Raw genomic sequence first — 16279 nt, forward strand, 5'->3', positions numbered from 1 at the left:
CGGCCACCCCCCCCTTCCGGGGGGCCGGCCCGAACAGGCCGGCCCCGCGGTGCGTTGCTGCGCGCGCTGTCCGGCCCACGGCGTTATCGTCGCGAGGTGGACGAGGAGACCCATCACCCCGAGGAGCCGGTTGCCGGCCACGTGGCGTGTGCCCGTTGCGGCACCACCGCGCCTTCGGGCACCCCACCTCCGACGTGGCTCTGCTCCGTGGAGAACGGCAGGCGCCAGTACGTCTGCGACGACTGCGCCCGCAGCCACATCAGGGCGATCGAGAGCAGGCTCGACTCCGAGTGGTGGTGACCGGGGGTGTAGGGACGAGCCGCCCCTACACCTCGACCGCCGCGCCCTCCTCGGCGCCGTCCTCGGCGTCGTCCTCGTCCGGTTCGTACTCCGGGAGGAACCCCGGCAGCCAGGACTCCAGTTCGTCCCGCAGCCGGACGGTCGCGCCCAGCTGGCACAACACCCCGATCGTGCTCAGGGTCACGCGGTGTATCAGCAGGTAGGACGGGGGCAGATTCAGCTGCTTGCCCAACTGGTGTGCCGGGGAGCGCGGATCAGCGATCCGGGCGGCCTGGCTGCGCAGCCAGGAGCGGGTGAAGGTGAACTCGTCCGCCTGCGCGGGCTCGATGATGGGGAGCAGGTAGCCGAGCACGGCGTCCGGTTCGAGCTCGATCGACTCCTTGACGAAACCGGCCTCGCGCAGCATCGCGTAGACGGCGTCGGCGTCCCCGTCGAGCGTCATCCGCAGTGCGTCACCGATGGTCCGCGGCAGACCGCCCGGAAGCCGGTCCACCGTGCCGAAATCCAGCACCCCCAGGCGCCACAGGCCGAAATCTCCGTCGAGCCCGTCCACCTCCCCGGAAGCCGCCTCCGCCGGGGGGAGCAGTCGGAAGTTGCCCGGGTGGGGGTCCGCGTGCAGCAGACCCGTACGCGCGGGCCCCGAGAAGAGGAATCGTGCGAGCAGCTGGCCCGCCCGGTCCCGCTGCTCCGTCGTGCCGTCCGCGATCACCTCCGACAGCGGGATCCCCTCGATCCACTCCGTGACCAGCACCTGCTCGGACTGGTGCACCACTGCCGGGATCACCACATCCGGATCGTCCTCGAACTCGGCCGCGTGCTCCTGCTGGGCCCGGGCCTCCAGCTCGTAGTCCAGCTCCTCGGACACCCGGTCGCGCAGCTCCGTGATGAGCGGCTTGATGTCCATCCCGGGAACCAGCGGACCGAAAAGCCGTGCGAAGCGGCTGAGTTGGGTGAGGTCCGACAGCAACGCCTCGCCGGCGCCCGGGTACTGCACCTTCACGGCGACGTCGCGTCCGTCGTGCCACACGGCGCGGTGTACCTGTCCGATCGAGGCCGCGGCGGAGGGCCGGTCCTCGAACTCGGCGAACAGCTCCCGCCAGTCCTCGCCGAGCCGCTCCGCCAGCACCCCGTGAACGGTGCGGGTCGGCATGGGCGGTGCGGCCTCCTGCAGCTTGGTCAGTGCCGCACGGTAGGGGCCCGCGACATCCTCGGGCAGCGCGGATTCGAAGACGGACAGCGCCTGTCCCAGCTTCATCGCACCGCCCTTCAACTCGCCGAGCACCTTGAAGAGCTGATCGGCCGTGCGCTGCTGGACCTCGCGGGCCACCAGCTCGGCGGACTTCCCGCCGATGCGCTTGCCCAGGCCCCATGTGGCACGGCCGGCGAAGCCGAGCGGCAGAGCTGCCAGCTTCGCGGTACGGGTGACCGCCTTCCGGGGAAGATCAGACATGTGCCCCTCCAGTTCCCAGACTGCCGTGCCGCGTGAGTATTCGGCTCCGCTCCGTCGGCGGCGGTCACCCGGCCATTGTGTCCTGCGTGGCGCCGGCCGCGGAGGTGAGCTCCACCTCAGTGTGCCCGGCGGCACCGCAGACGCAGTCGAGGTGCGGCCCCAGCCGCTCCGACCGCCAGTCAAGCAGCGGCATGGCGGCTTCCCAGCGTGCCCCCGTGCTGGCGGGGAGCTCTCCGTCGAGAAAGGACAGCGCGTGGGCCGCGGCGAGCCCGGCCACCGCTGTCGCCAGGCTCAGATCGCAGGCCTGCACACACGTGCGCCGCCCGGACCGCCACTGCGCGAGCATCCGGGGCCACTGGGGGTCCGCCTCGGCACGGCGCAATGCAAGGCAGCCCGCACAGCCGGTGCCTCCGGGCAGAACCAACGGCCCGACCACCCCGGTCGCTTCGATCACTCCCGCGTAGAGGTGCGGCGTACCCGAAGCGATCCACGGGGCGGCGACATCCGGATCGGGGGCGTAGACGGAGAGGCCGTCCCTGGGCGCCACCACGATCAGGGACAGTGCGGGCTCGCCGCATGCCCCGGACGCGCTCGCCCCGCCCGAGCGTGGAGGTCCGCCGGCCGCCGACCTGCGCACCAGCTGCCGGGCCGCCGTGTCCCGGCGCTCCCCGACCGACGAAGCCGGGAGTCCGCCCGGCGCCACGTCCCAGGGTTCGGTGCGGCCCCCGTCGAGGACCTCGACATGGCCCACCCCTGATCCGGACAGCACCGCGGCGATCGCCGCACCGACCCTGCCCGCGCCGCGCACCTGCACCCGCATCGCGCGCCGGGCAGCGAGCCTGCGCAGCCCGCTGCCTGGCGCCGGATGGACGACGGAGAGGGCCGCCGCGTCGGGGCGCTGGCGCTCGATGGTCTCGGCGCGCCGGCGTAAGGCGGCGGCCTCCGGGCCGCCCGCGTCCGGATCGTCCAGCAGACCGGCCTCCGTAAGGCGGGATACGAGAATGTCCACGTGACGGTCCGACAGATCAAGGGCCCTGGCCTCTTCGCGGAGCAGAGGAAGTCCGCGTGTTCCGTCGAGCAGTTCCAGAAAGCTGCCGGTGGCGATATCCATCGGCCCCAGCGTTACCGCGTGCGCGGGCGTCACACCGAATTGAACGGTGTTCCGTCCACGCCAGGCCCGGCGGAGTGCGGGCTTCAGCATCGGATGCATGACTTCTCCCAGGTCGGTGTCGGGATCCGTTGCCAGAATGCAACGTGGCGGCGAAACGGGCCGAAAGTTATCCACAGGCTGGGGCATTAGTCGTTCAAATGGTGCAAGCCAAGAAGTGGATCAACGTCGAACCGCCGAGGAGGCGGGACTTCCCCCGCCGCCAGCGGGTAACGTCGTGTCGTGCCCGCCGACTCCTCTCCCGGTCTCGCCGGGGAGACCCCCGCGCGCAGCGTCGGACGCCGACCGCGCAGCGCAGCCACCCAGCAGCCCCGCGCATCGGTGACGAGCGCGGTCGAGGTCCGCAGGAGCACCCGGCGCAGCAGAACGGTCTCCGCGTACCGGGAAGGTGATCGCACCATCGTGCTCATCCCGGCCCGGATGTCGGAGGCCGAGGAGCAGCGCTGGGTCGGCGTGATGCTCGACAAGCTCGCCGCGCAGGAGAGCAAGCGCGTCATCGGTGACAGCGAGCTCTCGGAGCGCGCCGAGAGGCTCTCCGGCCAGTACCTCGGCGGCCGGGCACGGCCCGCCTCCGTACGATGGGTGACCAATCAGAACACCCGCTGGGGCTCCTGCACCCCGGCCGAGGGCAGCATCCGTCTCTCGCACCGCCTGCAGGGCATGCCGGAGTACGTGCTCGACTACGTCCTCCTCCACGAGTTGGCCCATCTGCTGGTTCCCGGTCACGGGCCGCGCTTCTGGCGGCTCCTGGAGACGTACCCCCGTACCGAGCGTGCGCGTGGCTATCTCGAAGGGGTCGTGGCGGCCGACCGGCTTCCTCATCTGCCTGCCGCTCGCGAAGAGTGACGTTGCCGATTGTGTACCGGGTCTGTACCGGCTTGGCCCATTGTCGCGGTTTGCGGTTAGCCTGACGCGACGCATTCACCTTCGGGATGGGGGACGGTCGTTACGCATGGCCAGGGAATTTCAACGCGGCCACAAGGCCAAGATCAGTGATCTCACGTCAGGGACGGATCTGTACGTAGGTGTGCAGATCGCGGGCCCCGGCCTGACGTTCGACATCAGCTGCTTCGGTCTCGACGCCAATGAGCAGCTCTCCGACGACCGGTATTTCATCTTCTTCAATCAGCCGAAATCGCCTGAGGAGTCCATTCAGCTTCTCGGCGCCCAGGCCGGTGACACCGAGTCGTTCCGCGTCACCCTCGACCGCATTCCGGCGAACATCCACAAGCTGTCCTTCACCGCGACTCTCGACGGTGCCGGACAGATGTCGCAGGTCGGCCCCGGATACATCCGGATCGTCGCGGGCGGCGAGGAAGTGGTGAAGTACGCCTTCACCGGTTCGGAGTTCACCACCGAGCGCGCGGTCATGCTCGGCGACTTCTACCTGAAGGACGTCTGGCGCTTCGCCGCGGTCGGCCAGGGTTTCGACGGCGGACTCGACGCACTGCTCAAGAACTTCGGCGGGGAAGTCGCCGAGGAAGCTCCCGCCGCACCGTCCCAGGGCGCCGCTCCCTCGTTCGCACCGCCGGCCCAGGCCTCCGCCCCTCCTGCCTTCGGTGCTCCGGCCGCCCCCCAGGCACCGCAGCCCGCACCCGCGTTCGGTGCTCCGGCGGCACCGGCACCGGCTCCCGCGCCGCAGCAGCCGATGCACGCCGCGCCCACCATCGCCGCACCCATGGCACCGGCGCCCCAGGCGCCCGCCCCCTACGGACAGCCGCCTCAGCAGCCGCAGTTCGGCCAGGTCCCGGGGCAGGGTGCTCCGCCCGCAGCTCCGCCCTACGGACAGCAGCCGCCGGCAGCCCCGCCTTTCGGTCAGCAGCCCCCGGCCGCTCCCCAGTTCGGACAGCAGCCCACGGCGCCGTTCGGTCAGCAGCCTCCCGGGATGCCGCAAGGCGTGCCCCAGGGTGTTCCCGCGGGCGGTGCGGGCCTCCAGGCAGCCCTGCAGCCCTACAAGGAAACGGCCACCGGGCAGCGCTGGACCTCTCAGAACCAGCAGCTCATGCGCGTCGACCTCACGATGGGCGGCACACCGGTGCTGGCCCGTCAGGGCAGCATGGTGATGTACCAGGGCAAGGTCGACTTCGGTTACAAGGGCGCCGGTTTCGCCGGCCGTATGGTCGGTAACGCGACGGGCCAGGAAATGCAGCTGATGCGCTGTACCGGCCGCGGTCAGGTCTTCCTCGCCGAGGAAGGCTCGCATCTGCATCCCATCGAGCTGCAGGGCGACGGCATCTGCGTCTCCGCGGAGAGCGTCCTCGCCTTCGACGAGTCCCTTCAGTACGAGGTCCGCAGGATCGAAGGGCACGGGATCCCCGGCGGAGCCCTGTTCACCATGCAGTTCCAGGGCACCGGAACCGTCGTCGTCAAGACCCACGGCGTGCCGGTCGTCCTGCCGGTCACGCCGACCACGTTCGCCGACTGCAACGCCGTGGTGGCCTGGTCGTCCGCCTCCCAGGTGATCATCTCCAGCCAGGTCCGGCTGCGCCGCAACGCGTACCCGGGGCACAGCGGCGAGACCGTGAACCTCCAGTTCCGGGGAGCCCCCGGGAACTTCATCGTCGTCCAGCCCTACGAGGTCTGAGGGAGCCCGTCATGAATCAGCAGCTCGCGGGCTTCGCCCCGACCCCCGTCACGGCCCGCATGGAGAACCACGGCCGCACGATGCTCAAGGTCGCCATGGCCACCGGCCAGGACCTCTACGCGCGCACCGGCTCGATGGTGGCCTACGAGGGCTTCATCCAGTACGAGCCCAACCCGCCCGCAGTCCGCCAGGTCGCCTCGCAGTGGATCACCGGCGAGGGTGCGCCCCTGATGAAGTGCGCCGGCGACGGACTGCTCTACCTCGCCGACTACGGCGCCGATGTGGTCGTCATCAATCTCAACAACGACTCGCTCTCGGTGAACGGGACCAACCTCCTCGCCTTCGACGGTCACCTCACCTGGGGCGTGGAGCGGGTCAAGGGGCTGGCCAAGTTCGCCGGCCAGGGCCTGTGGAACGTCGCCATCCAGGGCACGGGCTGGGTCGCCATCACCTCGCGCGGCACACCGATCGTCGTCGACTGCGGCCGGGGCGAGGACGAGACGTACGTCGACCCCGACGCTCTCGTCGCGTGGTCCCCGAACCTCAAGGTGAAGGGCAAGCGCAGCTTCAAGGCGAGCTCGCTCATCGGGCGTGGCAGCGGAGAGGCGTACCAGATGGCCTTCTCGGGGCAGGGCATCGTCGTCGTCCAGCCGAGCGAGGACAGTACGGACCGCCTGCGGGTCCGGAACTGAGCGGGGGAGGAACACATCATGCAGAGTCCGCTTTTCAGTCACACCGAACAGCAGTCGCAGGACCGCTACACCGTCCAGAATCCGCAGCTCCTGCGGGTCGCGCTGACCGGCCACGACGACGTCCTCGCCCGTAAGGGCGCCATGGTCGCCTACCAGGGGCTCATGGAGTTCGACGGGGAGTACCAGTCGCAGGGCCAGCGCCGCGCACGCAGGAACACGGGCGAGGGCCTCGACCTCATGCGCTGCTCGGGTCAGGGCACGGTGTATCTGGCCAACCTCGCCCAGTACATCCATGTGGTCGACGTCGACCACGAGGGCATGACGGTCGACAGCGCCTACGTCCTCGCGCTGGACTCCTCGCTGCACACCGAGGTCATCGCGGTGGACAGCCAGTACGGGATCTCCGGCACCGGCAAGTACCAGCTGAACATCTCCGGGAACGGCAAGGTCGCGCTGATGACCTCCGGCCAGCCTCTGATGATGCAGGTCACCCCTGACAAGTACGTCAATGCCGACGCCGACGCCATCGTCGCCTGGTCGAGCGGGCTGAGGGTGCAGATGCAGGCCCAGACCCATTCCACGGGCGTCTTCCGGCGCCGTGGCAACACGGGGGAGGGCTGGGAGCTCAGCTTCCTGGGCCAAGGGTTCGCCCTGGTCCAGCCGAGTGAGGTGCTGCCGCCGCAGAACGCCCAGATCGGCCAGGGGGCCGCGGCCCAGTTCGGTGTGGGACAGCACGGGGCACACAACCAGAACCAGAACAACTCCTGGAACTGAGCCCGGTCGTCACCGAGGGCAGAGGGGCGGTCCCCATGCGGGGCCGCCCCTCGACCGGTGCCTAGCGGCCTTGATCCAGCCGTTCGCGGGTGCTCTCCAGCAGTCGCACCACCGAGGCGTCCGCCACCGCCGCCACCTCGTCGTAGGGGAACCAGCGCAGATCGAGGGACTCCTCGCTGATCTGCTCCACCGCCCCGGCCGATGCCGTCGCCGCGTACTGCACGTCGAGGTGCCAGTGGCACGGCGCCGGGATGGGATGCCGGTCCAGCCGCACAGGCCCGCCGGACAGCAGGCCGAGCCCGGTGATCCCCGACTCCTCCGTGGCCTCGCGCAGGGCTGCCGCCGCCAGCGTGCCGTCCTGGGGCTCGCAGTGCCCGCCCATCTGCAGCCACATCCGCAGCTTCCTGTGCAGCGTCAGCAGGACCCTGCCGCGCTCCGGATCGATCACCAGCGCGCTGGCCGTCAGATGCCCGGCGCCGCACGCCTTCCACATGCCGTCGGGATGCACGGCCAGATGGTCCAGGTAGGTCCGGCGAAGGCCGTCCTGCTGCTCGTCGGCCCCGTCGTAGCCCTTGAGTACCGAAACCGCGTCGTCGTACAGGCTCACCGGCCGGTGTCGTCCTTGCCTTCGCTCTTCGGGTCGTCCCCGGGCTCGTCCTTGCCCTGGTCCTCGGCGGCAGGCTTCTGCGGGCCGCTGGCCGCCTCGCCGAGCATCTTGTCCAGCTCGGAGAAGTCCAGCTGCTCGTGGTGGACGAAGCCGTCCGGGTCGTCCAGATCATGGGCCGTCGGCAGCATGTCCGGGTGCTCCCAGAGGTCGTCACGGCCGTCGACACCCCGGGCGTCCGTGAGCGACGCCCACAGCCGCGACGCGTCCCGCAGCCGGCGCGGCCGCAGCTGGAGACCGATGAGCGTGGCGAAGGTCTGCTCTGCGGGACCGCCGGACGCCCGGCGCCTGCGCATCGTCTCGCGCAGCGCGTCCGCCGAGGTCAGGCGGGACTTCGCGGCCTCGTGCACCACCGCGTCCACCCAGCCCTCGACGAGGGCGAGGGCGGTCTCAAGGCGGGCCAGCGACGCCTTCTGCTCCGGGGTGTCCTCCGGCTGGAACATGCCCTGCTGAAGAGCGTCCTGCAGCTGCTCGGGCTGGGACGGATCGAACTGACCGACGACGTCCTCGAGCTTGCTGGTGTCGACCTTGATGCCGCGCGCATACGCCTCGACCGCGCCGAACAGGTGAGAGCGCAGCCACGGAACGTGGGCGAAGAGCCGCTGGTGGGCCGCCTCGCGCAGGGCCAGATACAGCCGCACCTCGTCCTGCGGCACGCTCAGGTCCTTGCCGAACCGTTCGACGTTCAGCGGGAGCAGCGCGGCCTTGCCTGCCGGCGCCAGCGGGAGGCCGATGTCGGTCGAGCCGACGACCTCGCCGGCGAGCACGCCCACGGCCTGCCCGATCTGCTGGCCGAACATGGCACCGCCCATGGACCGCATCATGCCGATGAGCGGGCCTGCCATGGCCTGCATCTCCTCCGGCAGGACATCCCCCATGGCCAGGCCGACGCGCTCGGCCACCGGGTCCACCAGCTGCTGCCAGGCGGGCAACGACGCCTCGACCCACTCGGCGCGGCTCCACGCCACCGTCGAGACGGAACCCGAGGGCATCGACGTCACGCCGTCCAGCCAGAGGTCGGCGAGACGCAGCGCCTCGTCGACTGAGGTCCGCTCCGCGGGGCCGACGCTCGCGTCCTTGCTGCCGTCCGTGGTGCCCTGCGACACCGTCTGGCGAGCGATCTGCTTGGCCATGTCCCAGTTGACCGGGCCGCCCTCGTAGCTCAGCATCTGGCCGAGCTGCTGGAAGGCCGCACCCAGGTCGTTCGGGTTCATCGAGCCGAACATCGCGGCGAACGGGTTGTCCCCGCCCGCGCCGGGGAAGCCGAACGGGTTCGCCGGCCCGCCCGAGCCCTGCCCACCACCGGTGGGGTCCTTCTTCTTGCCCTCGTCGCCGTCTTCCGGCTCCTCCGGCGGAAGGCCGAATCCGAATGGGGTGTCACTCACGGGTTTCCTCGGCTCGTAGGGCCGCCGGCGCGAACCGACGGCGACTGCCCGACATCACCATCCAGCGTAGACACCAAAGACCGCTTGGGGCCTCAGTGCTCCGCCGGCTCCCGGCCTGCGGCAGGATGGACGCCACCTGGTACGCACGCGTCATTCGGGTACGTACTGAAGACAACCGCTGGAGACGCCCGGTGAGTTCCCCAGATCCGCAGGTTCGCGCAGCGCGAAACCTGGCCGACCCCTCGCCCGAAAGCAAGCCCACGAAAAATCTTTCCCGAAGCCGCGGCCCCGTCGTCGCGGTCACCGGTGCCGCGACCGGCGTCGGTGAGCTGCTCACCGCACACCTCGCCGCATCCGACGAGATCAAGCAGGTCATCGCCATCGACGAGCGCCGGGGGGACGTCTCCGAGGCGACGTGGCACATCCTGGACGTTCGGGACCCCGCCATCGCCGAGAAGCTTCGGGGCGCGGACGTCGTCGTGCACATGGCACTCGACCTCGACCTGGAGACCGACCCCGCCGCCCGTACCGCGTACAACGTGCGCGGTACCCAGACCGTGCTGACGGCGGCGGCCGCCGTGGGCGTCCACAGGGTCGTGCTGTGCACCTCGGCGATGGTCTACGGCGCACTGCCCGACAACGACATCCCTCTCTCCGAGGACGCGGAACTCAAGGCCACGGCGGAGGCCACCGGCGTCGGTGACCTGCTGGAGATCGAGAGGCTCGGCCGCCGCGCTCCCCGCGCCCACCCCGGCCTCAACGTCACAGTGGTGCGTCCCACGGTCCTGGTCGGCGGTACGGACACGGCGCTCACCCGGTATTTCGAGTCCCCCAGGCTCCTCGTCGTCGCCGGCTCGCGCCCGGCCTGGCAGTTCTGCCACGTCGACGACCTGGTGAGCGCCCTGGAGTACGCGGCTCTCGAAAAGATCGAGGGAGAGTTCGCGGTCGGGTGCGACGGCTGGCTCGAGCAGGAGGAGGTGGAGGAGCTGTCCGGGGTACGCCGGATGGAACTGCCGTCCGCCGTCGCTCTCGGCGCCGCGGCCCGGCTGCACCGGATCGGCCTCACACCGTCACCGGCGGGCGATCTCGCCTACACCATGCACCCCTGGGTGGTCAGCGTCAGCCGGCTCCACGACGCGGGATGGCGCCCCCGATGGACCAATGAGGAGGTCCTGGCAGCGCTTCTGGAAGAGGTGGAGGGGCGTCACACCGTCGCCGGCCGGCGGCTCGGCCGCAAGGACGCCACCGCAGCGGGTGCCGCGGGCGCCACCGTCGCGCTGCTCGGTACGGCGGCGCTGGTCCGACGGGCCCGCAAGGCGCGCCGCCGTTTCTAGACGGGGCGCCCGATCCCCTGCCTGGTAGGAGGCTCCAAGCGGGCGGGCGCGGCACCGGTGGATGACGCTATTCCGGGATGTCGGTGCCGTGCGGCACCATGGCCCCATGGCACGCACCCACGACCACCCCGGCGAGCAGGCGGCCCAGGATCCCATCCGGCTCCTGGACATCCGTGACACACCGCTCTCCGTCGACGAGATCTTCCGCGCGGTCGGCGACGACGCCGCAGGAGGCATGGTGCTCTTCGTCGGCGCGGTGCGCAATCACGACGACGGCCAGGACGTCGGCTCCCTCGGCTACTCCTGCCATCCGACGGCCGGTGACGAGCTCCGCAGAGTGGCCGAGAAGGTGGTGGCGGAGTTCCCGGTACGGGCGCTGGCCGCTGTCCACCGGGTGGGTGAACTGGCCGTCGGCGATCTGGCGGTGGTCGTCGCCGTGTCCTGCGCCCATCGGGGTGAGGCCTTCGAGGCCTGCCGCAAGCTGATCGACGACCTGAAGCACGAGGTCCCGATCTGGAAGCACCAGCGTTTCTCCGACGGCACGGAGGAGTGGGTGGGCGCCTGCTGAGCGCAAACCGCCCCAGGGGGCATCGGCCCCGATTTGCGTAACCGCACCCCTGCCGTGAGCGTTGGTCCTGCAGGTGGTTAATCTTCTGATCGTCAGTTGCGGTCGCTCATGGGGTAGGGAGGTCGTGATGGCAGCACTCGCTTGGCTGTTGATTCCACTTATAGCCGCTCTCGGCGCGGCGATATGGGGAGGGTGGGCAGCCCGTGATCGAACGACCGGCGATGTCACCGAACTCGCCGGCTACGCCAGGTTCCGTGAAGCGATGGAGAAATCGCACTCCGGTTCCGAGGCCGTCTGAGACTCCGCGACTGTACGCAGTTGCCAATTCCGCACCGCACCCGCTCCCCGCAGGCGCAGTCCGCGCAGCGAGCGAACCAGCGATGCTCCCGGTCCCGTCCGGACCACCCCCGGCCGTCCGCCTCGTACGGACCGGCCCCGACGGTGCACTGACAGGCCGTTCCCGTACTGTCGTTCCATGCCACGCCGCACCGCGACGATGCTCGCCTCCACGCTCATCCTGATCGCGCTGCTCTGCGCAGGCGTGCTGATCCGCGTGCCGTATTCGGAGATGTCTCCCGGTCCGACCGTGAACACGCTCGGCGACGCGCGTGGCGAGCCGGTTCTGCACATCAGCGGGCGCAAGACGTACCCGACGTCCGGGAACCTCAACATGACGACGGTCCGTGTCACCGGCGCGGACTACGACATGAACATCGTCGAGGCCGTCTACGGCTGGCTGGCCCACGACAGCGTGGTCGTGCCCCACGACACCCTCTACCCGGACGGCAAGACCGAGGAGGAGTCGACGCAGGAGAACGCCGAGGAGTTCAGCCAGTCCCAGGAGAGCGCGAAGGTCGCCGCCCTGGAGGAGCTGAAGATCCCCGTCACCTCACGTGTCGTGGTCTCCACGGTCGTCAAGGACAGCGCTGCCGAGGGCGTGCTGCACGCGGGCGATGTGATCAAGGCCGTCGACGGCACGGCGGTCGAGCAGCCCGAGGACGTCGCGAAGCTCGTCACCAAGCACAAGCCGGGCGAGGACGTCGTGTTCACGGTCATCCCCGCGAAGGCCGCGGCCGCCGCCGAGAAGGCGGGCAAGGAGCCCAAGGGCTCCCACGACGTCACCCTCACCACGCGGAAGGCGCCGGAGGACCCCTCGAACCCCTCGGAGGACCGGGCGATCGTCGGGATCCAGGCAGGGACGGACCACACGTTCCCGTTCGAGATCGACATCAAGCTCGCCGATGTCGGTGGCCCGAGCGCCGGACTGATGTTCTCGCTGGGCATCATCGACAAGCTGACGCCCGGAAAGCTGACGGGCGGCAGGTTCATCGCGGGCACCGGCACCATCGACGACGACGGCAAGGTCGGTCCCATCGGCGGGATCAACATGAAGCTGGTCGGCGCGCGTGACGCCGGTGCCAAGTACTTCCTGACCCCGGACGACAACTGCTCCTCCGCCGCGTCCGACACCCCGAGCGGCCTCACCCTGGTGAGGGTGAAGACCCTCGACGACGCCAAGAAGTCCCTGGAGAAGATCCGCGCGGGGGACACGGCCGGCCTGCCGAGCTGCTCGACGAGCTGAGGCCGGCCCCGGCCCCCGCCGGAGAGGTCAGGACTCGAAGGTGGCCGCGAGTGCCTCGGCCAGCCCGGGAACCAGCCCCGCCCCGGTCAGGACCTCGGTGGGGGAGTCCTTCTCCCGCAGCCGCACGGCGGAGTCCCGTGCCCCGTCCCGCAGCACCGCCACGGTCATCCGTACCTCCTGGCGGTCAGGGTGCTCGGCGACCCACTTGGTCAGCTGGGTGTCGGTCAGGCCGTCCGGGACGGACGCCTCCGCGGAAGGCGGCAGCATCATCCGCTCCACGGTCATGGCGCAGCCGACCACGGCGTCGGGCCAGGCGATCGTGGCGAGGAACTCGTCCAGCGCGGTGCCGGCCGGGAGCTCCTCCTGCTCGACGGGGGTGAGAGTGGCGGTCGTGGAAGCGGCGTCGTCGAGGCCGAGCTGGGCGGCGAGGCCCGGCTCGTGGGCGCGCAGCCGGGCGGTGTCGACCAGGGCGAACAGCCTGGCCGGCTGGTCCCAGCCGAGACCTGCGGCATAGGCGTCGATTTCGAGGACGGCGACGGTGAGTGGGCTCGCGGCCATCGGAGGGCCTGAGGGGGAAACGTTGGGCATGCTCAACATCCTGCCTCCTTCTGCCCCGGGAACGGGAACTAGGTAAAGCCTCAGTAAGTTGCATAGGTGGGCTCTACGATCGCTGGGCCTGCTTCCCACGACCGCGAACTTCGAGGTGCGCACGTTGGCTTTCCAGATGCCGGACCGCGGCGGAGGCCCGACCGGGCCACGGATCAGAGTCGGCCGCCCGTCCCGGCGCGTCCGTACCCTGCTCATGACATTGGGCGTCCTGGCGGTTCTCGCCATGGCCTTCGTCATGTTCGCCGGGTTCTGGACGGACTGGCTCTGGTACAGGTCGGTCGCGTTTTCGTCTGTCTTCACCACCACTCTGTGGACCAAGATCGGGCTGTTCCTCGTCTTCGGACTGCTGATGGCCCTCGCCATCGGTGTGAACATCTGGCTGGCGCACCGGCTCCGGCCGCCGCTGAGCGCGATGTCGCTGGAGCAGCAGAGCCTGGACCGCTACCGGATGAGCGTCGCCCCGTACAAGAAGTGGGTGCTGCTCGCGGTCACCGCGCTCGTCGGGCTGATCGCCGGCGCCTCCGCGTCGGGCCAGTGGCGTACGTGGCTGATGTACGTCAACGGCGTGTCGTTCGGGCAGAAGGACCCCCAGTTCAAGCTGGACGTCTCCTTCTACGCCTTCGACCTGCCGTGGTACCGCTTCCTGCTCGGGTTCGGCTTCGCCGCGGTGGTGCTGTCGCTGATCGCGGCGGCGCTGACCCACTACCTCTACGGAGGACTGCGGGTCACGAGCCCCGGCGCGCGGGCCACGGGCGCGGCAACCGGTCACCTCTCCGTGCTGCTCGGCATCTTCGTCTCGCTGAAGGCCGTGGCGTACTGGCTCGACCGGTACGGCCTGGCCGTGAAGTCCAGCGACTTCAAGGCCACGGACAACTGGACGGGCCTGAGGTACGTCGACGCCAACGCCTATCTGCCGGCGAAGACGATTCTGTTCTGCATCGCCGTCATCTGCGCGGTGCTCTTCTTCGCGACCCTCTGGCGGCGCACCTGGCAGCTGCCGGTCATCGGCTTCGGCCTGATGGTGCTGTCGGCGATCCTGATCGGCGGCCTCTATCCGGCGATCGTGCAGAAGTTCCAGGTCCAGCCCAACGAGCAGGCCAAGGAAGCGCCGTTCATCCGGAAGAACATCGACGCGACGCGTGATGCCTACGACATCGACGACGCGAAGGTGGACGACTACTCCGGCAAGAGCACGACGACGGACGCGGCCAAGCTCCGCGCGTCCGCGAACGAAGCCGCGAGCTACCGGGTGATGGACCCGAACGTCGTCTCCCCGGCCTTCCAGCAGCTCCAGCAGAAGAGGAACTACTACCAGTTCCCCAAGACGCTGGACGTCGACCGTTACAAGGGCAAGGACGGCAAGGAGCAGGACACCGTCATCGGTCTGCGCGAGCTCAACCTCGACGGCCTGCCCAAGCGGAACTGGATCAACGACCACTTCACGTACACCCACGGCTACGGTGCCATCGCGGCCCGGGGCACCACGACGGGCACCAACCCGGCGGGCTCCCCGGACTTCACCGAGTCGGGTCTGCCGACCACCGGTGAGCTGCCGAAGTACGAGCAGCGGATCTACTACGGCGAGAAGACCGAGCAGTACTCCATCGTCGGAGGGCCCCAGAAGGAGCTCGACTACGAGGAGGACGGCGAGAAGACCACCAGCTACAAGGGTGACAGCGGGGTCAGTCTCTCCAACGCCTTCAACCGGGCGGCCTACGCGGTGTCCTTCAGCGAGCCGCAGATACTGTATTCCGGAGCCATCGGCGAGGGTTCGCGGATCCTGTACAACCGCACGCCCAAGGAGCGCGTCGAGGCGGTCGCCCCCTGGCTGACGATCGACGGCGACGCCTACCCGGCGGTCGTCGGCAACCGGATCCAGTGGGTCGTCGACGCGTACACCACGACCAACGGCTATCCGTACGCCTCGCGTACGACGCTCGGTGACACCACGGCCGACTCGCTGACCACCAACCAGCGCGCGGTCGTCGCCCAGCAGAACCAGGTCAACTACATCCGCAACTCGGTGAAGGCCACCGTCGACGCGTACGACGGCAAGGTGAAGCTCTACGAGTGGGACACCGAGGACCCGGTGCTCAAGACGTGGCGCAAGGCCTTCCCCGGGACCGTGAAGTCCAAGGACGACATCCCGCAGGACCTGATGGACCACCTGCGCTACCCGCAGGACCTGTTCAAGGTCCAGCGTGAGCTGCTCACGCGCTACCACGTGCAGGATCCCGCGCAGTTCTACAGTGGCAGTGACGCCTGGCAGGTGCCGGACGACCCCACCAACAAGGAGCCCGGGGCCGTTCCGCCGTACTACCTGAGCATGAAGATGCCGGGCCAGGACACGCAGAAGTTCTCGCTGACCACGACGTTCACCCCGAAGGGGCGTCCCGACCTGGGGGCGTTCATGGCGGTGGACGCGGACGCGGCCAGCAAGGACTACGGCACGATAAGGCTGTTGAGAGTCACCACCACGGTCAAGGGGCCGGGCCAGGTACAGAGTGAGCTCAACGGCAACGACGACGTCGCCGAGTTCGTGAGAAACCTCAAGGGCACCGACTCGGACATCGAGTACGGCAATCTGCTGACCGTGCCGCTCGACGGAGGGTTCCTCTACATCGAACCGGTCTACACGCGCGGTGGCACGCAGAACTATCCGCTGCTGCGCAAGGTGGCCGCCTCGTACGGGTCGAAGATCGTCTTCGAGAACAGTCTCGGGGAGGCGCTCAACGCGGTCTTCGGGGTCGAGGGCTCCGATACGACCACGCCGCCGACGGAACCGACCGAGCCACCGGGTGACACCACGGAGCCGCCGGCCACCGGTGACGCGGCTCTGAAGAAGGCCATCGCGGACGCCCAGAAGGCGTACACGGCCGGCGAGGCCGCTCTGAAGGAGCAGGACTGGGAGGCCTACGGCAAGGCCCAGGCGGACCTGCAGGAGGCGCTCGAGCGGGCTGCGGCGGCTCAGCCCAAGGCCGGCAGTTCCTCGGGCACCGAGGGCGCCGAGAAGCCGGCGGGCGACGACCAGGGCAGCTGAGAAAGGTCCACCCCGCGTCGTGGTACGGTTTGAACACAACGACGCGGGGTGGAGCAGCTCGGTAGCTCGCTGGGCTCATAACCCAGAGGTCGCAGGTTCAAATCCTGTCCCCGCTACTGAAGGCCGAGG

15 protein-coding genes and 1 tRNA gene are annotated in these 16279 nt (G+C 69.5%); 11 read left to right on the plus strand and 5 right to left on the minus strand.

Annotated features, from left to right (window positions below; genetic code table 11):
- The first annotated feature begins 96 nt into the window (after positions 1 to 96).
- Entirely contained in the window at positions 97 to 300 is a 204-nt protein-coding gene (locus ACFWFI_RS29375) for a hypothetical protein (RefSeq protein ID WP_387395838.1), read from the plus strand.
- A gap of 25 nt (positions 301 to 325) precedes the next feature.
- On the opposite strand, the gene ACFWFI_RS29380 is transcribed toward ACFWFI_RS29375, so the two are convergent.
- Both ACFWFI_RS29380 and ACFWFI_RS29385 read right to left on the minus strand, forming a co-directional pair.
- Complete coding sequence (locus ACFWFI_RS29380; protein WP_387395840.1) at positions 326 to 1750, minus strand: ABC1 kinase family protein; 1425 nt, start codon at positions 1748 to 1750, stop codon at positions 326 to 328.
- Positions 1751 to 1814: 64 nt separating this feature from the next.
- Positions 1815 to 2960: a ThiF family adenylyltransferase gene (locus tag ACFWFI_RS29385; RefSeq protein ID WP_387395842.1), complete on the minus strand. Its 1146-nt coding sequence runs from the start codon at positions 2958 to 2960 to the stop codon at positions 1815 to 1817.
- 180 nt (positions 2961 to 3140) lie between these two features.
- On the opposite strand from ACFWFI_RS29385, the gene ACFWFI_RS29390 reads away from it, so the two are divergent.
- The 4 genes from ACFWFI_RS29390 (at position 3141) to ACFWFI_RS29405 (ending at position 6968) form a co-directional block, all read left to right on the plus strand.
- A complete protein-coding gene (locus ACFWFI_RS29390; protein ID WP_387395844.1) occupies positions 3141 to 3764 on the plus strand; it encodes a M48 metallopeptidase family protein in 624 nt (207 codons plus the stop codon).
- Between the two features lie 106 nt (positions 3765 to 3870).
- Positions 3871 to 5502 (plus strand): TerD family protein, encoded by a 1632-nt coding sequence (locus tag ACFWFI_RS29395; RefSeq protein ID WP_387395846.1) that lies wholly within the window; start codon positions 3871 to 3873, stop codon positions 5500 to 5502.
- 11 nt (positions 5503 to 5513) lie between these two features.
- On the plus strand, positions 5514 to 6194 hold the full coding sequence (locus ACFWFI_RS29400; protein WP_387395848.1) for an AIM24 family protein: 681 nt from the start codon (positions 5514 to 5516) through the stop codon (positions 6192 to 6194).
- A gap of 18 nt (positions 6195 to 6212) precedes the next feature.
- The gene (locus tag ACFWFI_RS29405) at positions 6213 to 6968 is read left to right on the plus strand and encodes an AIM24 family protein (protein ID WP_387395850.1); all 756 of its coding nucleotides are present in this window, start codon (positions 6213 to 6215) and stop codon (positions 6966 to 6968) included.
- A gap of 61 nt (positions 6969 to 7029) precedes the next feature.
- On the opposite strand, the gene ACFWFI_RS29410 is transcribed toward ACFWFI_RS29405, so the two are convergent.
- A complete protein-coding gene (locus ACFWFI_RS29410) occupies positions 7030 to 7575 on the minus strand; it encodes an NUDIX hydrolase (RefSeq protein ID WP_387395852.1) in 546 nt (181 codons plus the stop codon).
- The gene (locus ACFWFI_RS29415) at positions 7572 to 9017 is read right to left on the minus strand and encodes a zinc-dependent metalloprotease (protein ID WP_387395854.1); all 1446 of its coding nucleotides are present in this window, start codon (positions 9015 to 9017) and stop codon (positions 7572 to 7574) included. The genes ACFWFI_RS29410 and ACFWFI_RS29415 overlap by 4 nt, the downstream gene beginning before the upstream one ends.
- A gap of 191 nt (positions 9018 to 9208) precedes the next feature.
- On the opposite strand from ACFWFI_RS29415, the gene ACFWFI_RS29420 reads away from it, so the two are divergent.
- The 4 genes from ACFWFI_RS29420 (at position 9209) to ACFWFI_RS29435 (ending at position 12501) form a co-directional block, all read left to right on the plus strand.
- Positions 9209 to 10351 (plus strand): SDR family oxidoreductase, encoded by a 1143-nt coding sequence (locus ACFWFI_RS29420; protein WP_387395857.1) that lies wholly within the window; start codon positions 9209 to 9211, stop codon positions 10349 to 10351.
- Positions 10352 to 10457: 106 nt separating this feature from the next.
- Positions 10458 to 10919, plus strand: a complete 462-nt coding sequence (locus ACFWFI_RS29425; protein ID WP_387395860.1) for a molybdenum cofactor biosynthesis protein MoaE — start codon at positions 10458 to 10460, stop codon at positions 10917 to 10919.
- A gap of 127 nt (positions 10920 to 11046) precedes the next feature.
- On the plus strand, positions 11047 to 11217 hold the full coding sequence (locus tag ACFWFI_RS29430; protein ID WP_383116825.1) for a hypothetical protein: 171 nt from the start codon (positions 11047 to 11049) through the stop codon (positions 11215 to 11217).
- A 177-nt stretch (positions 11218 to 11394) separates the two neighbouring features.
- Positions 11395 to 12501, plus strand: coding sequence for a YlbL family protein (locus tag ACFWFI_RS29435; RefSeq protein ID WP_387395863.1), 1107 nt, complete (start codon positions 11395 to 11397; stop codon positions 12499 to 12501).
- A 27-nt stretch (positions 12502 to 12528) separates the two neighbouring features.
- Here the strand turns inward: ACFWFI_RS29435 and ACFWFI_RS29440 are convergent, their stop codons facing one another.
- The gene (locus tag ACFWFI_RS29440) at positions 12529 to 13098 is read right to left on the minus strand and encodes a PPA1309 family protein (protein WP_387395866.1); all 570 of its coding nucleotides are present in this window, start codon (positions 13096 to 13098) and stop codon (positions 12529 to 12531) included.
- 127 nt (positions 13099 to 13225) lie between these two features.
- Here ACFWFI_RS29440 and ACFWFI_RS29445 point away from each other — a divergent pair, with 127 nt between their 5' ends.
- The gene (locus tag ACFWFI_RS29445) at positions 13226 to 16150 is read left to right on the plus strand and encodes a UPF0182 family membrane protein (protein WP_387395869.1); all 2925 of its coding nucleotides are present in this window, start codon (positions 13226 to 13228) and stop codon (positions 16148 to 16150) included.
- Between the two features lie 42 nt (positions 16151 to 16192).
- Positions 16193 to 16266: transfer RNA gene (locus tag ACFWFI_RS29450), tRNA-Met, on the plus strand.
- The last annotated feature ends 13 nt before the right edge of the window (positions 16267 to 16279 follow it).

Source organism: Streptomyces sp. NPDC060209 (assembly GCF_042728155.1).
Taxonomy (GTDB): domain Bacteria; phylum Actinomycetota; class Actinomycetes; order Streptomycetales; family Streptomycetaceae; genus Streptomyces.